Here is a 21,522-nt window from a genome sequence, read left to right on the forward strand (position 1 = left end):
AAAAACGGAAATCACCCACGCTTACGATGACTTTGGCCCGTTCACTGGCATGCTCGGCAACGGCGCGATTACCGATGACCGCACGCCAAACCTGCACGGCCGCGCCGAGTCTAACAGCCTGGTGTATATCCACTATCGCAATGTGCTGGGCGCATGGGAACTGCTGGACAGCGTGACTGCCGGCGCCGATGGCCGCTGGGAGTATGAGACTGATCGACTGGTGCCGGGGACGTATGAGTTTCAGGCCGGGAGATCGTCAACCCGTGATGCAAACGGTAAACCATTTGGGCTGCAGATTGTGGCGCCGGGCAGCGTCGCACCAGAGATCGCTATGGCCTGGGATGATGTGGGCAAAATCACCGGTGAGGTGAAATCGGGCGGGCTGACCAATGATACTCAGCCGGAACTGCGCGGCAGTGCCGAGGCGAATGCGGTTGTGCAGGTTGAGTACTCACGCGACGGCAAAACCTGGCATAGCGGGTCAACGGTTGCGGATGCGAATGGCCGCTGGTCGTTTACGCCCAAGGACGAGCTGGAATATGGTAACTGGGATTTCAGGGCGAAAACCACTAATGGAACTAGCTATAGTGCAAATTATTCGTTAAACATTATTGACAGTGAAACCATTACTCATGTTTACAACTTTGAAGACATTACCCCTGTCAATATCAATAAAGATGTTAATTACGGGAACCTGACATTTATCTATAAAAAGCATGACAATGTTACTACAGCAATAGAAGATCATGAGCGCTGGGGCGGTCTTTTCGTCATCCGAAAAGATAGCAATGTTAATGAGTTCGTGCAACAAGTTAATTTCCAGGAAAAAATAAATTACTTTGAACTCACCGCACTTGATTGGGAAAGTTCCAAATCCTACATCAGCTTCTTTGATGAAAGCGGGAAAGAACTGGGGCGAGTTTACTCCAATGATGAAAGAGGAAATAGCAGAGAGGTATTACAATTCTACTCTGGTAACGCAGAAATTAGTTACGCTGAAATCCATATTATTGGGTCGCTTACTGGCTACGGGATTGATAACATCATAACTGAACGCTACTCTAAACATGAAATAAACAATAACAGTCATGGTTTTGATAACCTTGAAGGATACGATGCAGGACATCTATTTAACAGGACCGGAGAACGTCTGAAAAGTGGATTATTTGTTAAAACAATTTACGGCACTGACCTTGGAATAATTGCCGACCCAGGTGCTAACAAAAACAACATTTTCTACATTAGAGGGAACTCATCATATGAGTTTAACTTCGAAAAAACAGATAAATTTTCTTTTGATTTTAGCTATTTAGATAATACCAACACCCATAAGATAATAGTTTACTCAACTAATGGTTCTATCTTGCATGAAGAATACTTACCAGCAACAGAATCAAAAGCAAAGCATTATGAATATTTCTCACCACCGGGAAGCAGTATTTCACATATCGAATTTATTGTAGGAAGCGATAGTGTTCCCGGCAATACCAATGGAGGCTTCGCCATAGATAACATCGCCTGGGGTGCAAACGTTGACTCAGGCCTGGAATCATTTGACAAGTATGACAATGACTTCAAGTTCGATATGACAAAAGTTAACACTTTATGGGGTGGCGTTAAATTCTCCGGAAAAGCGCATGAGGGTGCAGTTTCACATATAGCATCATCTAAAGTTTACGGTGGCTTCGGAGAACATCATGCATTTTTATTAGGCGACAACTCAACGTATACGTATGACTTTGGCAGCACGGAAAAGATCGAATTTGCACTGAACGCCGTTCATTCAGCCAACCGACATGAAATTATCGTTTACTCAACAACCGGTGAAATTCTCTTCCGTGAAATGCTCGCAACCGTGGATTTAAAAACCGTAACACCTCCCGATACCTATCAGTTTATCGCACCGCCGGGTAAAAAAATTGGTCACATCGATTTTGTACTGGGTCAGGAGGGAACAAGTGATGACAGTGATATCGGCATTACAATTGACGATATCAAATGGGGCGAATACGTTCATCCGGAGGTCAACACCAACGGTGGCAAACTGTATCTGTTTGACGAAAACGATCTCTATGACCCGATCCAGGTTTTCGACGCCGATAATCAGCTCTATCAGCTGCTGGTCAACAGCGAAGATCAGACGGTGATTTTTGCCGACCAGGTGGAGGACGGCAGCAAAACCAGCGTGATTCAGATGGACAACGCCGGCAATAACGCTCTGACGCTCAGCCTGCAGGATGTGCTCAGGCACGGCAGTGAGAACCTGGCGATTGATGATGCCACTAAGCAAATTATCGTCAACGGCAACCAGGGCGACACCGTGCGCCTCGAAGACATCCTGCCGGAGGGCAGTGAGCAAAACGGCTGGGCCGAGCAGGCTGGCACCGTCACCATTGCCGGCACCCAGTATCACGTCTGGAGCAACGGCGACGCTGAGCTGCTGGTGCAGGACGGCGTGAAAACCGAGCTGGTGTAAGGGAGAGCTATCATGAACCAGATTCTTAATGCATCTTACCGCTACACCGACGACCCGCGCCGCGGCTACAGCGGCACCAGTCCGCAGGCGCGCAACGGCTTCGCGGAAATCGCTATTGATGGCCAGCCGCCGTACACCGTCAAGGTCGACGCAGAGGGCCGCTGGAGCTGGACGCCGCCCGCCGACTGGACGCCGGGCGAACACATCGTGTCGGTGCGCATGATTGACGCCGCCGGCAACATTGGTAATCCCGCCCAGTTTATTCAGGTGGTCGACTACACGGCGCCGGACGCGCCGCGCCTGCTCAATATGTACGATGACCAGGGCGACATCACCGGCAGCTTCGACGCCGGACGCATGACCGACGACCGCCGCCCGACCCTGACCGGCGTCGCGGAAAAGGGCACTGTGGTGTACCTCAAAGAGGGCGATACGGTGATCGGCAGCGCGCAGGCCGACGCCACCACCGGCATCTGGACGCTGGAGCCGGACGCCGATCTGAGCGACGGCACCCACCAGCTGACGCTGGTGGCGGTTGAAACCTTCAACGGCAAGCTGCGCGAGGGCGAGCCTTCTGCGCCGTTCGAACTGCTGATTGGCCGCGACGGGTCTGCCGCCACGGTGATTTCCCACGCGGTGGATGATGCCGGCCCGGTCACCGGTTCGCTGCTGAGCGGCGCGCTCACCGACGACGCCACGCCGCAGCTGCACGGCAGCGCCCCGGCGGGCAGCACGGTTTTCGTGCAGTACCGCAACGCCAGCGGCGAGTGGGTTGACGGCGGCGCGGCGCAGATGGACGGCACCCGCTGGAGCTGGACACCACCGGCTGAGCTGGACGCCGGCAGCTGGGAGTTCCGCGCCGGTCAGGAAGGCAGCTGGAGCGACAGCTTCGGGCTCGATATCGCCTTCGCCGGCAGCGACGCGCTGCACGCCACGCTGACCCACGCCACCGACGATTTCGGCCCGGTCACCGGCACGCTGCTAAGCGGCGCGCTCACCGATGACACCACGCCAACCCTTAGCGGGCGCGGCGAAGCCAACAGCAACGTGGTGGTGCGCTACGGCATTGCTGGCGAGTTCACCCATTCCGTGGTGGTGACAGTGGGCGCGGACAGCAACTGGAGCTTCACGCCGCCGGCGCTGGAGTACGGCGTCTGGTCGTTTGCCGCGCAGGCGCAGGGCGACAGCCAGTGGAGCGACACGTTCGAGCTCATCCTGATGCCGGGCGGCCAGCACACGCCAGAAATCCTCCGCGTGTACGATGACGTGGCGCTGTATATCGGCGAAGTCAGCAACGGCGGCATCACTAATGACCGCCAGCCGGAGCTGAGCGGTGTTGCCGAGGCTAACAGCGTGCTCAACGTCTACGACGGCAGCACGCTGATCGGCAGCGTGCAGGTCGGCGCAGACGGCAACTGGCGCTTTATCACGCCAGAGCTCAGCGATGAATCGCACAGCCTCAGCGTCAGCTACGGCGCTTACGACGCTGGCCTGCCGGCGTACAGCATCGTCGTGGACGCCACGCCGCCGGGCGAGGTGGAAATCAACGCGCTCGCCCCGCTCGGCCTGACGCTCAGTGACGTGGTGGAAGCCGGTCAGCAGGGCCTGTTCATTGACGACGGCAAAACCCAGCTGCGCGTCAGCGGCCAGGCCGGCGACAGCGTGCAGCTCAGCGACATCCTGCCGGAAGGCGAAGCGGTCAGCGGCTGGACGCAGCAAACCGGCACCGTGACCATCGCCGGCAACCAGTACCACGTGTTCAGCCACGGCGACGCGGAACTGCTGGTGCAGGACGGCGTGAAAATCGAGCTGGTGTAATCCCCCGATGCCGTGCGCGCAGCACGGCATCAACTTCTCCTTTTCCTCTGTTTTTAATCCGTTCGGATTTTTCTCCCTTCGGGACGTATCTCATACGGCGTGTTACATCATCTATTACAAAATGCGCTCTTTGTAACAAGGCGCAGCGGCCCTCGCTGCGGTGGACCCGACGTAAAAAAACACAGGAATAATCTCCATGGAACTGTTCAATTATGAAGAGGTGAAATACCTCGAGCGCGACACCAACACCCCCACGTTTTTTGGCTATGCAAATTCAGAAATCGGTAAGGGCGGCACCATGCTGATTACCGTCGGCAAAGAGACCTTTACGGTAGATATCGACCCTGCCAACGGCTACTGGAGCTGGACACCTGCAACGCCGCTGGAGGATGGTTACTACAACATGTCTTTCCAGTCGGTTGATAAGGCCGGCAACGTCAGTACGCCCAGTCTGCGTACGCTGATTGTTGATACCACGCCGCCAGCAGCGCCGACGCTGCTGAACATGTACGACGATCAGGGTGACATCACCGGCAGCTTCGATTCTGGCAAGATGACCGACGACCGCCGCCCCACCCTGACCGGTATCGCGGAAAAAGGCGTGATTGTTTACCTGAAGGAAGATGATACGGTTATCGGCAGCGCCAAAGCGGATGAAAATACCGGGATGTGGAAGATCGAGCCAGAAATTGACCTCACCGACGGCCAGCATGATTTAACGCTGGTGGCGAGTGAAACCTTTGCCGGTAAGGTGCGTGAGGGTGAGGTTTCGGATGCTTTTAGTATCATCATCGGAAAAGATGGCTCAACCCCGCCCGATCCCGGCGCCATTCTGGAAATCACTCACGCAATAGATAATGTCGGCAATGCAACTGGCGAATTGAAAAGTGGCGGACTGACTGATGACACCACACCAGAGCTTTGCGGTAACGCACCAGCAGGTAGCACGGTGAGAATCCAGTATCGAAATGATAAAGGCGAATGGATCGATGCAGGCAACGCAGTGATGGACGGTAGCCGCTGGAGCTGGACACCGAATCCGGCGCTGAGTGCCGGTACCTGGGAGTTCCGAGCCAATGATAGTAGCGGCTGGACTGACGAGTTCATACTTAATATTGATCTATCGGCATCAACTCGCACTGAGATTACTCATGCTTACGATGATTTTGGTCCGTCTACCGGTATGCTCGGTTCTGGTGCGATTACAGACGATACTACTCCTACTTTATACGGCCGTGCCGAAGCTAATAATATTGTCTATATACACTACCGCAACCTAACCGGCATGTGGGACTTATTGGGTAGCGTAATAACTAAAGCAGATGGAACATGGACTTATGAAAGTAAAAATTTGACAGAAGGCCTTTATGAATTCCAGTCAGGGACTTCCGCCACATATACTCCCTCTGGTAAAACCTTCGAATTGCAGATTATAACAACTGGCACAATAGTGCCGAAAATTATATCTGTTTGGGATGATGAGGGAACATCAACAGGCATAATCCGTAATGGCGGAGAAACCGATGATCGAACTCCCACTCTTTCTGGCGTTGCGGAAGCAAATAGCACTGTGGTTATCAAATATACAGACGGTAAGGACATATTTACAGTTTCTGTCTTCTCAAACGATAAGGGCGACTGGAGTTATACCCCTCCATCGCTTAAATTCGGCTCGTGGGCGTTTACGGTCTCGACGATAGATAGCGATAAAACCAGCGATAGCTATGTTATAAATATACAGCAATACAATTACGTTAATAGCGGTTGTAATTTTGAGGGTTTACCATCATCTTTAGGAAGCCACATACCTAAACCTTATCCTAGTGTAGGGGTTGGCAGTCAATTTAACTTATACAGCAAATATAATTTCAAAAGTGATTTTGCTATGAAGCCTTTAGCCGGAGTTGTACAACTATCAAACCACTATTATTATGTCGGCAATCAAGCTTACACGGGCAATAATCTTATAATGAGAGAAAACTCTAAAGCAGAGTTCACTGTCCCACCATCGAAAATTTTAGAATTGAACGTTATAGGTGGAAATAAAGGCTATTACATAATAAATTTTTATGACAAAGATAATAACATCATACATTCAGAAAAAGTTTCCGTACCAGAAGGGGTATTGCACCATAAGTTCTCTATCGATGAAGGGTTATTTACTAAGTTTGATATTGAGGTGCGTGACTTAGGAGGATTGTATTTAGATAATTTTATATGGCAAAAAGCCGTTCCGATTGTTAATACAACGATTAATCAGATTGATGAACAACATGACGATGCCATCAATAGTTTATTACAAATTGATCCAGATGAAATCCTTGAGCAAGGACAACAGGATCAGTTTATCGATGATGGTAAGACGCAGTTAATGATTGATAATCATGCCTGCGAAACAGTGCAGCTTAGCGACATCCTGCCGGAAGGCGAAGCGGTCAGCGGCTGGACGCAGCAAACCGGCACCGTCACCATCGCTGGCAACCAGTATCACGTGTTCAACCACGGCGACGCGGAACTGCTGGTGCAGGACGGCGTAACGGTGAATCTGGTTTAACCGCGGTTCGCCACCGCATAATGACATGGCGGCCTGCTCTGGCCGCCATAATAAAAAAGGTCGTCATGAATGACGACCCTACAGATATGGTGCTGGTATTACGCCGGTGAAACTATTTCTTCACCGTCTCCATGCCCATCAAACCAATCTTCAGATAACCCGCTTCACGCAGCTGATCCATCACCGACATCAGCGTTTCATAATCGACTGATTTGTCCGCCTGGAAGAAGATGGTTGTCTCTTTGTTACCTTCGGTTTGCGCGGTGAGCGCGTTCACCAGCGTCTCTTTGGTCACCGCATCGTTACCGATGTAAATCTGCTTATCCGCTTTGATCGACAGATAAACCGGCTTCTCCGGACGCGGCTGCGGCGCGCTGGTCGAGGCAGGCAGATTGACGCGCACATCCACCGTGGCGAGCGGCGCGGCGACCATGAAGATGATCAGCAGCACCAGCATGACGTCGATAAACGGCGTCACGTTGATTTCGTGCATTTCGCCATCGCCGACCGCATCATCGTTTAAACGCATCGCCATAATACTTATCCTACGCGCAGTTTCTGGGCCGCCGCCGGACGGTTAACTTCTTTTGCAGTATCGACGTTGCCGAGGTCCAGATCGCGGCTCTGCAGCAGCAGCACCTGCGCCGCCACGTCGCTCAGTGAGGCTTTGTAGCTGGCAATCATGCGGGCGAAGACGTTATAGATTACCACCGCCGGAATTGCCGCCACCAGGCCAATCGCCGTCGCCAGCAGCGCTTCCGCGATGCCCGGTGCCACCACCGCAAGGTTAGTGGTCTGGGTTTTCGCGATACCGATAAAGCTGTTCATGATGCCCCACACGGTGCCGAACAGACCGATAAACGGCGCGACGGAACCGATGGTGGCAAGGAAGCCGTTACCGCGACCGGCGTGGCGGCTGAAGCCCGCGACGCGACGCTCGAGGCGGAAGCTGGTGCGCTCTTTGATGCCGTCGAGGTCTTCGCTGCCGGCGGAGAGTTCCAGTTCGTTACGCGTGTCGGCGAGCAGCACGGCGCTGTGGCTGTTGGCTTTGAAGTTTTCGGCAGCGCGATACGCGTCATTCAGTGAGCGCGCTTCGCCCAGCGCCAGCTGTTCACGCTTCAGGCGACGTTTCGCCCCGCTCAGCTCCGCATATTTGCCAAAGAAAATCGCCCAGGTGACGACCGAGGCCAGCAACAGGCCGATCATCACAATTTTTACCACGATATCGGCATGCTGATACATGCCCCAAACGGAGAGGTCCGTTTGCATCAAGTCACTGGCTACCACGCTGCGTCTCCGACTTCTGTTGCACCGTTCACGATTGAAGCGCGGATCATAGCAAAAAAACCGACCGAAGTGATAGTGGTTCTCATTACTATTTACAAAGCTGTAACCCGCTGAATTGATACGGCGCAATGTTTAGCGCGATAAATCACGCCGCTACGGTTGGGTGCGGTTTGCGGACTGGAGCAACTGGCGCGGACGAACATCCCGCACGGATCGTAGCGGCGCAATTTATTGCGCTTTGCTTTTCCGCCACGTAATAAAAGCCACAACCAGCCTCTTTCCGCGATTGTGCTGGCGTCACTCTGATATTCGGCAAACGGGCTCAACCCCGCGCCGCGATTCGTGGTAAGTTGGATGCTTTGTGAGACGTGTCAGGAAAGGCAGTGATGGCAACGAAAAAAATTGATACCCGGCTTGTCACCGCGGGACGCAGCAAACGTTACACTCAGGGCTCGGTTAACAGCGTCATTCAGCGCGCATCCTCACTGGTTTTTGACTCCGTCGCGGACAAACAACGCGCCACCGCCGGACGCGCCAGCGGTGAACTGTTTTATGGCCGGCGCGGCACCCTCACCCATTTCTCCTTCCAGGATGCGATGACCGAACTGGAAGGCGGCGCCGGCTGCGTGCTCTATCCGTGCGGTGCGGCCGCAGTCGCCAATGCCATCCTCGCGTTTGTCACCAGTGGCGATCATATTCTGGTCAGCGGCGCGGTATACGAACCCACCCAGGATTTCTGCACCAAAATTCTCGCGAAGCTTAACGTCACCACCACCTGGTTTGATCACTGCATCGGCAGTGAAATCGGCGAGCTGGTGCAGCCGAACACTCGCGTGGTGTTCCTTGAATCACCGGCTTCCATCACCATGGAAGTGCAGGATATTCCGGCGATTGTCGCGGCGGTGCGCGCCAAAGCGCCAGATGCGGTGATCATGATTGATAATACCTGGGCGGCGGGCGTGCTGTTTAACGCGCTGGAGCATGGCATCGACATTTCTATCCAGGCCGGCACCAAATACATCATCGGCCACAGCGATGCGATGATCGGCACTGCGGTGGCCAACGAACGTTGCTGGGCGCAGCTGCGCGAAAACTCCTACCTGATGGGCCAGATGGTGGATGCGGACACCGCGTACATGGCCAGCCGTGGCCTGCGCACGCTGGCTACGCGTCTGCGTCAGCACGAAGAAAGCGGTCTGCGCGTGGCCGAATGGCTGGCGGCGCAGCCGGAAGTGGCGCGCGTCAACCATCCGGCGCTGGCGCAGTGCAAAGGCCACGAGTTCTGGCGGCGCGACTTCAGCGGCAGCAGCGGGCTGTTCTCATTCATCCTGCATGAAAAACTCACCCCGGCGCAGCTGGCAAATTATCTCGATCGCTTCCACCATTTCAGTATGGCCTACTCGTGGGGCGGCTTTGAATCGCTGATTCTGGCGAACCAGCCGGAAGAGCTGGCGGCAATTCGTCCGGCGGGCGGCGTGGATTTTGACGGCACGCTGGTGCGTCTGCATATCGGTCTCGAGCACGTTGACGATCTGCTGGATGACCTGAAAGCCGGCTTTGCCCGCCTGCATGCGTAAAAAGATAAACCAAACTTAAACCATCCGGTGCGGCGTAGCGGAGATCAACGATTACGCCGTCCCGGACGGTTAAAATACAAGCCTTGTGACTCGATGGGATAGCTGATGGGTGTTTTACATGAGATTGTCCAGGCGCTGTGGCATCAGGATTTTGCCGCGCTGGCCAATCCGGATGTGGTGTGGATTGTCTACGGCGTGATGTTTCTGACGCTGTTCCTGGAAAACGGTTTGCTGCCTGCCTCGTTCCTGCCCGGCGACAGCCTGCTGCTGCTGGCAGGGGCGATGATCGCCAAAGGCGTGATGGATTTTGTGCCGACCATGGTGATTCTGACCACCGCTGCCAGCCTCGGCTGCTGGCTGAGCTATCTGCAGGGGCGCTGGCTTGGTAATACTAAAATCGTCAAAAGCTGGCTGATGCATTTGCCAGCGCAGTACCATCAGCGCGCCTGGCACCTGTTCAACCGCCACGGCCTGATGGCACTGCTGGTTGGCCGCTTTCTGGCCTTTGTGCGTACGCTGCTGCCCACCATGGCGGGTATTTCGGGTTTGCAGAACGGGCGTTTTCAGTTCTTCAACTGGCTGAGCGGCGCGCTGTGGGTCGGGATTGTGGTGGCGATGGGCTATGGCATCAGCCAGGTGCCGTTTATCAAGCGCCACGAAGATCAGGTGATGGCGATCCTGATGGTGCTGCCTATTGTGCTGCTGTTTCTCGGCCTCGGCGGCAGCATTGTGGTGATCTGGAAAAAGCGTCGCCAGAAAGCCTGAGCCTCTGTAAAGCGCCGCCGTTTCAGGCGGCGTCAAACGGCTGCAGCGCCCCGGTCTGGCGCGCGCGGCTCGCCTCTTCTCCCGGCGTCACGCCAAAGTACCGTTTAAACTCCCGCGAAAACTGTGACGGGCTTTCATAGCCGACGCGCACGGCGGCGGCGCTGGCCTTCAGCCCATCCTGCAGCATCATTAACCGCGCCTGATGCAGCCGGTAACGCTTGAGATACTGCAGCGGCGAGGTCTGGGTCACCGCCTTAAAGTTATGGTGAAACGCCGAGACGCTCATGTTGACCTCTGCCGCCAGCATTTCCACGCTCAGGCTTTCGGCAAAGTGGTTCTCGATGCGGCGCAGCGCCCGGGCCACCTGGCTGAACTGCGTCTGGCGATTGACCAGCGACAGCAGCGCGCCGCCAATCGGCCCGGTCAGTACGTAATAGATGATTTCACGCACCAGCTGCGGGCCGAGCACGCGGGCGTCACGCGGTTTATCCATCACATCCAGCAGCCGTTCCGCGGCGCACAGCATCTCCTCGCTAAGAAACGCAGAGTGAATGCCGGAGGTTTGCGGCTGAGGCTGAAACTGCTCGTCATCGCCAATGCTTAACAGCAGATCCTGCAAACTGGCCGGATCCACGGTGAGACTCATGCCGGCCAGCGGCTGCTGCGGCGTGGCGTCAGTTTCGCACTCCACCGGCAGCGTGACGGTGAGCATCAGATATTTGGTGGCGTCGTAGCGAAACACCGTGCTGCCGAGGTAGCCGGTTTTGTGTCCCTGAAACAGGATCACGATGCCCGCCGGATACAACATCGGCGTACGCGGCAGCGGTTCCTCTGCGTAGATCAACCGTACGTTTTCCACCGCACACAGCGGCTTTTGTGGCTCGCGCATCAGCGTGATCACGCGCTGCGCCAGCTGGCGGCAAAGGGCATCGTTTGGCATGGCACTCTCTCGGGCAGCAAAAAACGCAGTGTGCCGCATTGCTGCATAAAGCTCCAGATGGCTGGAGAATCAGGCAAGATTTTTGCAGGATTGCACCGGGCGAAAGTGCCGTTCGGTTGCCACAATGATCCTCAGGTCAGGTTTGTTGACTAGACTTAAGCACATCGTTTCTACGGTAAGTTACTGCAACCGATAAGGAGTCACTATGGCAGAGCAACCCCGGATTAAACTGCATGACGGCAACATGATGCCGCAACTCGGCCTTGGCGTCTGGCAGGCCAGCATTGATGAAGCGCGCAACGCCGTGCTGGAAGCGCTGAAAGTCGGCTATCGCTCCATCGATACCGCCGCCGCGTATAAAAATGAAGAGGCGATTGGCCAGGCGCTGCAGGAAACCGACGTGGCGCGCGATGAGATCTTTATCACCACCAAACTGTGGAATGATGACCAGCAGAACGTTGAGCAGGCGATGGAGACCAGCCTGAAAAAGCTGCAGCTGGAGCAGGTGGATCTCTATCTGATGCACTGGCCGTGTCCACAGAAAGACCACTACGTCGATGCGTGGAAGAAAATGGTGGAACTGCAGCAGCAGGGCCTGGCGAAAAGCATCGGCGTGTGCAACTTCCATGAAGCGCACCTCAAGCGGCTGATTGATGAAACCGGCGTGTCGCCGGTGGTGAATCAGATTGAACTGCATCCGATGCTGCAGCAGCGCACGCTGCATGCATGGAATGCGCTGCATCAGATTCAGACCGAGTCATGGAGCCCGCTGGCGCAGGGCGGCGAAGGCGTGTTTGATCAGGAGATCATTCGCGAGCTGGCGAAGAAGTACAGCAAGACGCCGGCGCAGATTGTGATTCGCTGGCATCTGGACAGCGGCCTGGTGGTGATTCCGAAGTCGGTAACGCCGGCACGCATTCAGGAGAACTTCCAGGTGTTTGATTTCCGGCTGGATAAGTCAGAAGTGAGCGAGATCGCGAAGCTGGATAAAGGCAAGCGGCTGGGACCGGATCCGGAAGAGTTTAATGGGTGACGTGTGACGAGGGTGTCGTGGATGAGTGGTGCGGTTTGCCCCCTCACCCCGGCCCTCTCCCGCACGCGGGAGAGGGAGATGTCCGCGCAAATCTGAAGCGGTGTGCCAGTGGGTAACACTGTGCGACCAGGCACCCTCACCCCGGCCCTCTCCCGCACGCGGGAGAGGGAGTTGTCCGCGCAAATCTAAAGCGGTATGCCAGTGTGTAATACTGTGCAACCAAGTCCCCCTCACCCCGGCCCTCTCCCGCATGCGGGAGAGGGAGGTGTCCGCGCAAATCTGAAGCGGTGTGCCAGTGGGGAATATTGCACAAAACGGTCCCCTCTCCCGCTGGCGGGAGAGGGTTAGGGTGAGGGAACAGCAACGCTCCTCGTCCCCGGTTCTCTCCCGCGCGGGTTAGGGTGAGGGAAAAGAAACGCACCTCACCCGACCGGATTCACCACCATCTGCCCTGCCGTGCCGCGATCGGCGAGCTCCAGCGTCTGGCTATAATAGACAAACGGGAAATGCTCTGACGAACTCTGCGGGAAACTCACCAGCAGTTCGACATCGCCGTCCACCCAGACCGTATCTTTCCAGCCGCGATCTTCTCCCATCGACTGCGCGCCGTTGACGCTCTTAATCAGGAACATCACGCCCTGAATATGCAGCGACTGCGGTCGGTCGGCGTGAATGATCCAGCGCTCAAAGGTGCCCTGCTGCACCGTCGTATCGATGCGATTCATGTCCCACAGCACACCGTTAATCCCCGGCGTGCCGTCGCCGAGGCGGAATTCACGCGTGCGCACCGCCACGCCATCGAGAATCTGATCCGCCAGCAGGCGCATCGGCAGGTTGTCGGTCACCAGCGGCAGCAGGCCGGTTGGACGCAGCGTTAGCACCAGCGTATTGGTCAGAATCGATGAGGGCTCAAACAGCCCGCGCAGACGATCCATAATGCCTGCCGCCGTGCCTGCGGTGATCGACACTTCATCGCCCTGCGACATGTCCACCAGCACTTCGCGACGTTCACCCGGCGCGAGCGACAGCGTTTGCACCGCTACCGGCGCGGGCAGAAAGCCCTGATCGCTGGCAATCACCGTAAACGGCCGGTTGTCGCTAAAGCTGAGATCGAAACGGCGCGCATTGGCCGCATTCAGCAGGCGCAAACGCACCCAGCCGCGCGACACTTCGACATACGGGTTTTGCACGCCGTTAACCAGCAGCGTATCGCCGAGGAAACCGCCGTCCGACGGTGGGTTATAAACCGGCGTGGCAAAGTTATCGAGGCGCTTGTCCTGAATAATCAGCGGGAAATCATCGACGCCATAATGCTTCGGCAGCGGCAGCGCTTTGCTGATGTCATCTTCGATCAGCCACATGCCCGCCAGGCCGTTATAAACGTGCGGCGCCATGCGATTCGGCGTGTTGGCGTGATACCACAACGTGGCTGCGCCCTGACGAATCGGCAGCACCGGTGCCCAGTCTACGCCGGCGGACATCATGCGCGGCGCACCGCCCATCAGCGCGCCCGGCACCTGCAAACCGCTGACGGTCATCGCCACCGGTTCATTGAGGCGGTTGCTGTAGATCAGTTTGACATCATCGCCGCTGTAAACGCGCACCGTCGGGCCAAGGTACAGGCCGTTAATGCCCCATACCGGCACTTTGTTGCTGTTGCCGTTGAAGGACCAGTGGCTGCGCTGCAGCGTAAGGAACAGCGGCTGACCGCGGCGTGATTCGATCAGCGGCGGCACCGGCAAAGGCACATCGCCCAATGGCGCGGCGGCGCGGGCGGCGTAAGGCATAACGCTGGAAGCCAGCGCCATACCGGCAGAAAGCTGAATAAACTGACGTCTGCTGCAAGACATAAAACTTCAGACCTTTTGAGCGTGGCGTGAAGACGCCGTGTCCATGTTGTTATTTTTAATCGTGTTGTGAAGCGCCCGAAAGGCGCGGCTGTGTGTCCGGGTTAGGTCAATGCGCATCCGGGACCCGGTGCGCATGAATGCGCACCCTGCAAACGGCGGAACCCGGTGCGCATGAATGCGCACCCTACAAACGGCGGGACACGGCGCGCATCAATGCACCCGACAGCTCGAGCCATAGCACGCGCTGCGGGTGAGCCATTTTTTGCCGGCTAGATTTTACCGTTTTTTTCGCGTTCGGCGACTTCAGCGTTCAACTCTTCCAGCTTAGCAGACATTAATTCACGGCAGTGGGTCGCCAGTTTACGTACCGACGTGGTTTCAAACTGCGTGGTATCCACTGGCGGCAGCATTTCCACGATCACTAAGCCATTGTTCCAGCGATTCAGTTTGATTTTGCCGTGGGTGTTAGAGACCACCACCGGGATGATCGGCACGCCCGCCGCCACCGCCGCATGGAACGCGCCGGTCTTGAACGGCAGCAGACCGCGTCCGCGGCTGCGCGTCCCTTCCGGGAACATCCAGAAGGAAATTTTCTTCTTTTTGAACTGCGCCACCAGCTCGCCGATGGTGCCGTGCGCTTTGGCGCGGTTATCGCGGTCAATCAGCAGGTTACCGGTCAGCCAGTAGAGCTGGCCGAAGAACGGGATCCACAGCAGGCTTTTCTTGCCCACCGTGACCGTGGTCGGCTGCACGATATTGGCGGCGGTGATCATGTCGTAGTTGTTCTGATGGTTAGCGATGTAAATCGCGTTACCGTAGCTTTCGGCATCCGCCGGTTTACGCAGTTCGACTTTGACGCCAAACACCGTCGACAGACGACCAAACATGTGACCAAAGGTCGCCACGTGGCGCGGATTACGCGGTGAAAACAGACACCAGATGCTGCCAAACACACAAACCAGAATCGAATAAATCACAACGATCAACGTGCGTAAAATTAGTAACATAGCTTCCTCAAATGTGGCAGTCCTTCGCCTTTTCAGTCTTACTCTTCGCTATTCGCGTCACTTTTTGGCCGCGCTGGCGCATTCACTTCCACGCTATCGATCCGCTGCAGTCCGCGCGATACGCTACCGCGACGGCCGCGCTCAGCACGCACTTTCTGCAGATCTTCATCACGCATGATCAGCTTACGCTTGCCGACATAGATAGTGATGGAACTGCCCGGCGGCAGAATCAGCAGCCACTGCAGCTTGTCCACGCCCGCGGCGGCGTCCGCGGACGGAATCGAGATAATCTTGTTGCCCTTGCCTTTCGACATCTGCGGCAGATCGGCCACCGGGAACATCAGCATCCGCCCCGCCTGGGTGATGGCCAGCAGCATGTCGTCGCCAGAGTGCACCGCCAGCGGCGTCATCACTTTGGCGTTTTCCGGCAACGTCAGCAGCGCTTTACCGGCGCGGTTGCGCGACACCAGATCGGCAAAGGTACAGATGAAGCCGTAGCCGGCGTCGGAGGCCATCAGCAGCTTCTGATCGTCCGCTTCCATCAGCACCTGCTCAATCACCGCACCCGGCGGTGGCGTCAGCTTGCCGGTGAGCGGCTCTCCCTGCCCGCGCGCCGACGGCAGCGAGGTCGGATCCAGCGTATAGCTGCGGCCGGTGGAGTCAATAAACGCCACCGGCTGGTTGCTCTTGCCGCGCGCGGCGGCACGGTAGCTGTCGCCGGCTTTGTAGCTTAATCCTGCCGGATCGATATCGTGACCTTTGGCGCTGCGCACCCAGCCCATCTGCGACAGCACAATGGTGACCGGCTCAGCGCTCACCAGCTCGTTCTCGCTCAGCGCTTTCGCTTCTTCACGTTCATGCAGCGGCGAGCGGCGATCGTCGCCGTAGGTCTGGCTGTCGGCCAGCAGTTCTTTCTTCAGCAGGTTACTCATTTTGCGATCAGAGGCGAGGATCGCCTGCAGCTGATCGCGCTCTTTTTCCAGCTCGGCCTGTTCACCGCGAATCTTCATCTCTTCCAGTTTGGCGAGATGGCGCAGTTTCAGTTCCAGAATCGCTTCGGCCTGGGTTTCGCTGATGTCAAAGCGCGACATCAGCACCGGCTTCGGCTCATCCTCGCTGCGGATGATGTGAATCACCTCATCAATATTGAGGAACGCCACCAGCAAACCTTCGAGGATATGCAGACGACGCAGTACGCGTTCCAGGCGATGATTGAGACGGCGCGTCACGGTATCGCGGCGGTACACCAGCCATTCCGAAAGGATCTCCAGCAGGTTTTTCACCGCCGGACGGTTATCCAGCCCGATCATGTTGAGGTTAACGCGGTAGCTCTTCTCCAGATCGGTAGTGGCAAACAGGTGGTTCATTACCTGATCGAGATCCACCCGATTGGAGCGCGGCACAATCACCAGCCGCGTCGGGTTTTCGTGATCCGATTCATCGCGCAGATCCTCCACCATCGGCAGCTTTTTATTGCGCATCTGGCTGGCGATCTGCTCCAGCACGCGCGCACCCGACACCTGATGCGGCAGCGCGGTGATCACCACCTCGCCATCCTCTTTTTTCCACACCGCACGCTGGCGGATTGAACCACGGCCGTTCTGGTAGATCTTGCGGATCTCGTCGCGCGGCGTGATGATCTCGGCTTCGGTCGGGAAGTCCGGCCCCTGCACGATCTCCAGCAGCTCATCCAGCGTGGTGTTGGGCTTGTCGATCAGGCGCACCGCGGCTTCGGCCACTTCGCGCAGGTTGTGCGGCGGAATATCGGTCGCCATACCCACGGCGATGCCGGTGGTGCCGTTGAGCAGGATGTTCGGCAGGCGCGCCGGCAGCATTTTCGGCTCCTGCAGCGTGCCGTCGAAGTTCGGGATGTAATCCACCGTGCCCTGCCCCAGTTCGCTGAGCAGCACTTCGGCATATTTCGACAGGCGCGATTCGGTGTAACGCATCGCCGCAAAGGATTTCGGATCGTCCGGCGCACCCCAGTTGCCCTGACCATCCACCAGCGGATAACGGTAGGAGAACGGCTGCGCCATCAGCACCATGGCTTCGTAGCAGGCGCTGTCGCCGTGCGGATGGTATTTACCCAGCACGTCACCCACGGTACGCGCCGATTTCTTGAATTTTGCGCTGGCGTTAAGCCCCAGCTCGGACATGGCATAAACAATGCGGCGCTGCACCGGCTTGAGACCGTCACCGATGTACGGCAGCGCACGGTCCATGATCACGTACATGGAGTAGTTCAGGTACGCGTTTTCAGTAAACTTGTGCAGGGCAAGACGCTCTGCGCCATCCTGTGTCATTTCACTCATTAAGCTGGCATCCTCACTTCGTGGCCCGCAACGGCGGGTCATCCGGCGGTCATTTGGCGAGGATAGTACCTTATTCGCGGGATTTAGTCACAGGGAAGCCGGTTAACTTGCGGCGCCGTTCTTTTCCTTAAGTTGGGCCTGGCGCTGTGCGTAAGTTTCAGAAAGTACATTGTTAATATTGTAAGTGGTTGCCCAGAGCTGATGACCAAAAACATGGCCGCTGCCCAAATACTCTTCGCCGGAAAAATGGCGGGGGATAAAATAGTGGCTTGGCCATAGCGTGAGATTGCTGTAGCGCAGACGGTTGATAGTGTCGGTGAGCAATTGCGGCCCGGTTATTTTCCACGGCAGGTCGGCAAGGACATCTTCTTTTTTCTCGATAGCCATGATGATTTCGGCCAGTAACGCCGCCTGTGCTTCTGCCGCGAGGTAGCCATTAGCGATCAGGCCAGGCCTGGCATATTCGTTTTCCATACTGGCACAGACCTGGCTATCAAATAGCCAGTCTTCCAGTGGCCGCAGACAAAAGCTGTCCGCATCAAGGGCAAAACCGCCCTGCCGGAATAAAATCTCATAGCGCATGATATCCGCAGCGCCGCTGTAACAGCGGGCTTTGAGCATGGTGTGGAGATGCTTGTGGTTAATCCAGCGCGTGCTTTTAACTTCCGAATTACCCCAGACTTTTACCTTCCAGTCAGGATTGAAGGTTTTCCAGCTTTCGATCATTTCACGTGGCATGCGGGAATCATCGCCGACCCACACGATATGCATGGTTTTGGGCATTTTCATGACCGCGGCTCCACACTAATTTCAGTAATATCCTTATAAAATTCAGACTTGTAATTCATAAACTGGCCTTCAATATCTGATTCGCCCGGCAGTTGATGGCCCGCAACAGGATGCATACCCAGCCAGCGACCACGCTGCATAAGCTGCATCCAGTGCACATCAACAGCAAACTGATGCTTTGCGCCGCCCTGTAACAAGCGCTCCACCGATTCGGCCATATTATTTCGTAATTCTGAAAAATAATTCTTGTTCACCAGATAAGCACAGGCGCACCAGGCATGCAGCGGCTTAACCAGCCTGGTCGTACTTTTAAAAGGAATCACACGGTGATAATTCGCGCTCAGTAAGGTGACATCCCATTGCAGGGAAGGCAACACATCGAAGGTGTATGCCAGGGCAGCCTGACTTGCAGCATCATGATTAAAACTCATGTCATCTTCTAAAATCAGCACATGGCCCCAGTTCTGATTGATAGCGCGCTCCAGTATCGCCAGATGAGATTGCGCACAACCAATGTGGCCCAACAGATGGCGCTTCGCTTCAAACCTGAAGATCTTGTTTTCCGGCACAGCAAGTTTCCTGAGTTGCTGCTTTATACTGCTTTTGCGGTCGGTACGATCTTTGAGATTGATGTAAACGATTTTGTCGATGAGATCCCAGTTAAGCACCATAGATGCCAGCCCCTGATAACGATGATAATCCTATCTGACGGCCATAATCCGAAAAAACTTAAATCAGTCAGTGAGCAAACAGGAAAAAGATAACGACGGGTTTAATACTGTTTGTAATTTAAAATAGCCAAAGAGTGTGAACAGCATCACGTAAATAACCTTACCTCCGCATCTTAGTGTGATCACTTTAGCTCTTTGGTTCCCGGTGTATTAATGCTGTCCGCCTGACGGGACAACATTTAGTATTGTTGCTGCCGCCATCCTTTCCTAAATTCATACTCCATACGACACACCTTTTTCGCGACGGCTTGCTGGCAATGAAATAAATGCCACAAGGAAAAATCCCATTAGGTTTTACCAAAATAAAGGGTGACCGAATGCAAATACTGACTTCGCGACAACACCGGTTAGTGAAATTGCTGTTGCAACAGGCGGCGCCGCAGCCGATTGGTCAGCTGGCGTTACAGCTCGGTGTCTCCGGAAAGACCATTCAGCGCGACCTGCAGTGGCTGGAGAGCTGGCTCAGCAACTGGGCGCTGACGCTGGAGAAAACCCCTGGCCGCGGTGTGCGGCTGCGGGTTGAGGATATGCAGCAGCGTTTGCAGCTGGAGCAGCAGCTGAACGGCGACGAGGCCGGCGACGCGCTCAGTCATAACAGCCGGCGGATAAAAATCGCCTCCCAGCTCCTGAGCGATGCACCGCGCGCCACGTCAATCAGCAAGCTGTCCGAGCGCTACTTTATCAGCCACGCCTCGATTGTGAACGACCTGAAAGTGATTGAAGAGTGGCTGCAGCCGCTGGGATTAACGCTGCAACGCGGCCCGGGCGGCACGCACATAGAGGGCCATGAGCAGGCGCTGCGTCAGGCGATGGTGTCGCTGATCAACGATGTGATGCAGCAACAGGTCGCCGGCACGCCACTGCTGCCGCGGCTCGATCCCGGCAGCCAGCAGGCGCTGGTGCACTATTTTGGCGAAGAGGATGTGGCCTTTGTGCAGACGCTGCTGCAACAGATGGAGCAGCAGCTGAGTTATCCGCTGGGCGATGCCTGGTATCTCAATCTGTGCACGCACATCCTGATCATGATGCACCGCATGGCGCAGGGCAACGCGCTGGCGCTGGACATTCTCACCACCGCGCACGATCTGGATCAGTCGATTCTCACCATTGCCCGGCAGATGGTGGCGCGCATTGAGCAGCGCATCGGCTGTGCATTGCCGGCCGATGAAGTCGGTTTTATTTATCAATATATCGTCTCCTCCGGCATTGTGGTGGAAGAGCGTGGCGATCAGGTGACGCTGCATAATCAATTTTCCACTGCCGAGTCGGTTAAAATAACCTGCGAATTAATTGATCGTTTCTCGGCGTTTATTCAGCAGGACTTATCTCAGGACCGTTTATTATTTGACGGTTTACTGGTGCATATAAAGCCATTATTAAACCGGCTTAAATATCACATTCATATTCGCAATCCGCTGCTGGATGATATTAAACAGGAAATGAAAGAGATATTTTCTCTGACCCAGCAGGCAATGCAGCTGACCGCGCGCACCTTCGCCCTGTCGCCGGTGGCTGAGGATGAAATTGGTTATCTGTGCGTCCATTTCCAGGCGGCACTGGAGCGGCAGATCGCCCACAAACGCATCCTGGTGGTGTGCTCCAGCGGCGTGGGCACCTCACACCTGCTCAAGAGCCGCATTTTACGCGCCTTTCCGGACTGGGAAATTGCCGGCGTGGTGTCAGCCAGCAATCAGGCGGCGTTTTGTCAGCACCACGCGGTGGATTTGGTGATCACCACCATCCACCTCGATGCCGGTGCCATTCCGGCCGTGTATGTCAGCGCCTTTTTTAATGATGACGATATCCGGCGGGTCACTGACGCCATGATTGGCAGCCAGCTGCCCAACGGCACGCCCTGCGCGTTGGCCGCACACTGATTGAATGAGGAGCAACCATGGACATTTCCCGCATTCTGACGCCGCGCCGCGTTAACCTGGCGCTCAGCGCCACCAGTAAAGAAGAGGCGATCAACGAACTCACCGATCTGCTGGTGAGCGACGGCGCCATCAGCGATCGCGCCGCGTTTATTGCCGATGTCTGGCTGCGTGAAGCGGAAGGCTCGACCGGCTTCGAGAACCATATCGCTATTCCGCACGGCAAATCGTCGGCGGTCAGACAAACCACGCTCGCCATCGGCCGCACCCAGCAGGACATTCCGTGGGAAACGCTGGATGGCAGCCAGGTGCGCTGCATCATCCTGTTCGCCGTGCGGCTGGAAGATCAGAACACCACCCATATTCGCCTGTTGTCGCAGGTGGCCAGCGCGCTGGCCGATGATGAGGTGATAGCCCGACTGCTGGCGGAGAATGACCCCGGCAATATCATCCGGCTGTTTAGTCAGTACGCCGAAACCGACCTCTGTTAACACCCAACACCTTGAGGT

Annotated in this window: 16 protein-coding genes; 8 read left to right on the plus strand and 8 right to left on the minus strand. The window is 55.9% G+C overall.

Annotation, left to right across the window (positions count from 1 at the left end; genetic code table 11):
* The 3 genes from FT726_RS06410 to FT726_RS06420 form a co-directional block, all read left to right on the plus strand.
* A partial coding sequence (locus tag FT726_RS06410) for an Ig-like domain-containing protein (protein WP_346302573.1) occupies nucleotides 1–2,476 on the plus strand: 2,476 nt, incomplete at its 5' end.
* Between the two features lie 12 nt (nucleotides 2,477–2,488).
* A complete protein-coding gene (locus FT726_RS06415) occupies nucleotides 2,489–4,294 on the plus strand; it encodes an Ig-like domain-containing protein (protein ID WP_346302574.1) in 1,806 nt (601 codons plus the stop codon).
* A 196-nt stretch (nucleotides 4,295–4,490) separates the two neighbouring features.
* Nucleotides 4,491–6,848 (plus strand): Ig-like domain-containing protein, encoded by a 2,358-nt coding sequence (locus tag FT726_RS06420; RefSeq protein WP_346302575.1) that lies wholly within the window; start codon nucleotides 4,491–4,493, stop codon nucleotides 6,846–6,848.
* 112 nt (nucleotides 6,849–6,960) lie between these two features.
* On the opposite strand, the gene exbD is transcribed toward FT726_RS06420, so the two are convergent.
* Both exbD and exbB read right to left on the minus strand, forming a co-directional pair.
* On the minus strand, nucleotides 6,961–7,383 hold the full coding sequence (gene exbD, locus FT726_RS06425) for a TonB system transport protein ExbD (protein WP_021509588.1): 423 nt from the start codon (nucleotides 7,381–7,383) through the stop codon (nucleotides 6,961–6,963).
* 5 nt (nucleotides 7,384–7,388) lie between these two features.
* Entirely contained in the window at nucleotides 7,389–8,117 is a 729-nt protein-coding gene (exbB, locus tag FT726_RS06430) for a tol-pal system-associated acyl-CoA thioesterase (RefSeq protein WP_288421068.1), read from the minus strand.
* Nucleotides 8,118–8,521: 404 nt separating this feature from the next.
* Here exbB and metC point away from each other — a divergent pair, with 404 nt between their 5' ends.
* Nucleotides 8,522–9,712 carry a cystathionine beta-lyase gene (gene metC, locus FT726_RS06435; protein ID WP_150360408.1) on the plus strand — a complete coding sequence of 397 codons (1,191 nt, stop codon included), beginning with the start codon at nucleotides 8,522–8,524 and terminating at the stop codon, nucleotides 9,710–9,712.
* Nucleotides 9,713–9,817: 105 nt separating this feature from the next.
* The gene (locus FT726_RS06440; protein WP_021509591.1) at nucleotides 9,818–10,477 is read left to right on the plus strand and encodes a DedA family protein; all 660 of its coding nucleotides are present in this window, start codon (nucleotides 9,818–9,820) and stop codon (nucleotides 10,475–10,477) included.
* Nucleotides 10,478–10,499: 22 nt separating this feature from the next.
* Here FT726_RS06440 and FT726_RS06445 read toward each other — a convergent pair whose 3' ends face one another.
* Complete coding sequence (locus FT726_RS06445) at nucleotides 10,500–11,417, minus strand: AraC family transcriptional regulator (RefSeq protein WP_058771382.1); 918 nt, start codon at nucleotides 11,415–11,417, stop codon at nucleotides 10,500–10,502.
* Between the two features lie 205 nt (nucleotides 11,418–11,622).
* Between FT726_RS06445 and dkgA the strand changes: the two genes are divergently transcribed.
* On the plus strand, nucleotides 11,623–12,450 hold the full coding sequence (gene dkgA / locus FT726_RS06450) for a 2,5-didehydrogluconate reductase DkgA (RefSeq protein ID WP_021509593.1): 828 nt from the start codon (nucleotides 11,623–11,625) through the stop codon (nucleotides 12,448–12,450).
* A gap of 422 nt (nucleotides 12,451–12,872) precedes the next feature.
* Here the strand turns inward: dkgA and ftsP are convergent, their stop codons facing one another.
* From ftsP to FT726_RS06475, 5 genes are all read right to left on the minus strand, one after another.
* Entirely contained in the window at nucleotides 12,873–14,300 is a 1,428-nt protein-coding gene (ftsP, locus tag FT726_RS06455) for a cell division protein FtsP (RefSeq protein WP_031280127.1), read from the minus strand.
* A 269-nt stretch (nucleotides 14,301–14,569) separates the two neighbouring features.
* Entirely contained in the window at nucleotides 14,570–15,307 is a 738-nt protein-coding gene (locus tag FT726_RS06460; RefSeq protein ID WP_058759788.1) for a 1-acylglycerol-3-phosphate O-acyltransferase, read from the minus strand.
* A gap of 38 nt (nucleotides 15,308–15,345) precedes the next feature.
* A complete protein-coding gene (gene parC / locus FT726_RS06465; protein ID WP_021509596.1) occupies nucleotides 15,346–17,619 on the minus strand; it encodes a DNA topoisomerase IV subunit A in 2,274 nt (757 codons plus the stop codon).
* 102 nt (nucleotides 17,620–17,721) lie between these two features.
* Nucleotides 17,722–18,408: a glycosyltransferase family 32 protein gene (locus tag FT726_RS06470; protein ID WP_288421065.1), complete on the minus strand. Its 687-nt coding sequence runs from the start codon at nucleotides 18,406–18,408 to the stop codon at nucleotides 17,722–17,724.
* The gene (locus FT726_RS06475; RefSeq protein WP_288421064.1) at nucleotides 18,405–19,079 is read right to left on the minus strand and encodes a glycosyltransferase family 25 protein; all 675 of its coding nucleotides are present in this window, start codon (nucleotides 19,077–19,079) and stop codon (nucleotides 18,405–18,407) included. Before FT726_RS06475 ends, FT726_RS06470 begins: the two co-directional genes overlap by 4 nt.
* Before the next feature lie 377 nt (nucleotides 19,080–19,456).
* On the opposite strand from FT726_RS06475, the gene FT726_RS06480 reads away from it, so the two are divergent.
* Both FT726_RS06480 and FT726_RS06485 read left to right on the plus strand, forming a co-directional pair.
* Nucleotides 19,457–21,016 (plus strand): transcription antiterminator, encoded by a 1,560-nt coding sequence (locus FT726_RS06480; RefSeq protein ID WP_058776535.1) that lies wholly within the window; start codon nucleotides 19,457–19,459, stop codon nucleotides 21,014–21,016.
* Between the two features lie 17 nt (nucleotides 21,017–21,033).
* A complete protein-coding gene (locus FT726_RS06485; protein WP_058771379.1) occupies nucleotides 21,034–21,504 on the plus strand; it encodes a PTS sugar transporter subunit IIA in 471 nt (156 codons plus the stop codon).
* The last annotated feature ends 18 nt before the right edge of the window (nucleotides 21,505–21,522 follow it).

This window comes from Pantoea sp. Morm, assembly GCF_016643525.1.
GTDB classification, from domain to species: Bacteria; Pseudomonadota; Gammaproteobacteria; order Enterobacterales; family Enterobacteriaceae; genus Pantoea; species Pantoea dispersa.

Excerpts from the sequence above, each read along its gene's own strand:
- FT726_RS06415 (WP_346302574.1), top strand. The coding sequence starts at position 2,489 with ATGAACCAGATTCTTAATGCATCTTACCGCTACACCGACGACCCGCGC.
- FT726_RS06420 (WP_346302575.1), top strand. The coding sequence starts at position 4,491 with ATGGAACTGTTCAATTATGAAGAGGTGAAATACCTCGAGCGCGACACC.
- exbD (WP_021509588.1), bottom strand. The coding sequence starts at position 7,383 with ATGGCGATGCGTTTAAACGATGATGCGGTCGGCGATGGCGAAATGCAC.
- exbB (WP_288421068.1), bottom strand. The coding sequence starts at position 8,117 with ATGCAAACGGACCTCTCCGTTTGGGGCATGTATCAGCATGCCGATATC.
- metC (WP_150360408.1), top strand. The coding sequence starts at position 8,522 with ATGGCAACGAAAAAAATTGATACCCGGCTTGTCACCGCGGGACGCAGC.
- FT726_RS06440 (WP_021509591.1), top strand. The coding sequence starts at position 9,818 with ATGGGTGTTTTACATGAGATTGTCCAGGCGCTGTGGCATCAGGATTTT.
- FT726_RS06445 (WP_058771382.1), bottom strand. The coding sequence starts at position 11,417 with ATGCCAAACGATGCCCTTTGCCGCCAGCTGGCGCAGCGCGTGATCACG.
- dkgA (WP_021509593.1), top strand. The coding sequence starts at position 11,623 with ATGGCAGAGCAACCCCGGATTAAACTGCATGACGGCAACATGATGCCG.
- ftsP (WP_031280127.1), bottom strand. The coding sequence starts at position 14,300 with ATGTCTTGCAGCAGACGTCAGTTTATTCAGCTTTCTGCCGGTATGGCG.
- FT726_RS06460 (WP_058759788.1), bottom strand. The coding sequence starts at position 15,307 with ATGTTACTAATTTTACGCACGTTGATCGTTGTGATTTATTCGATTCTG.
- parC (WP_021509596.1), bottom strand. The coding sequence starts at position 17,619 with ATGAGTGAAATGACACAGGATGGCGCAGAGCGTCTTGCCCTGCACAAG.
- FT726_RS06470 (WP_288421065.1), bottom strand. The coding sequence starts at position 18,408 with ATGAAAATGCCCAAAACCATGCATATCGTGTGGGTCGGCGATGATTCC.
- FT726_RS06475 (WP_288421064.1), bottom strand. The coding sequence starts at position 19,079 with ATGGTGCTTAACTGGGATCTCATCGACAAAATCGTTTACATCAATCTC.
- FT726_RS06480 (WP_058776535.1), top strand. The coding sequence starts at position 19,457 with ATGCAAATACTGACTTCGCGACAACACCGGTTAGTGAAATTGCTGTTG.
- FT726_RS06485 (WP_058771379.1), top strand. The coding sequence starts at position 21,034 with ATGGACATTTCCCGCATTCTGACGCCGCGCCGCGTTAACCTGGCGCTC.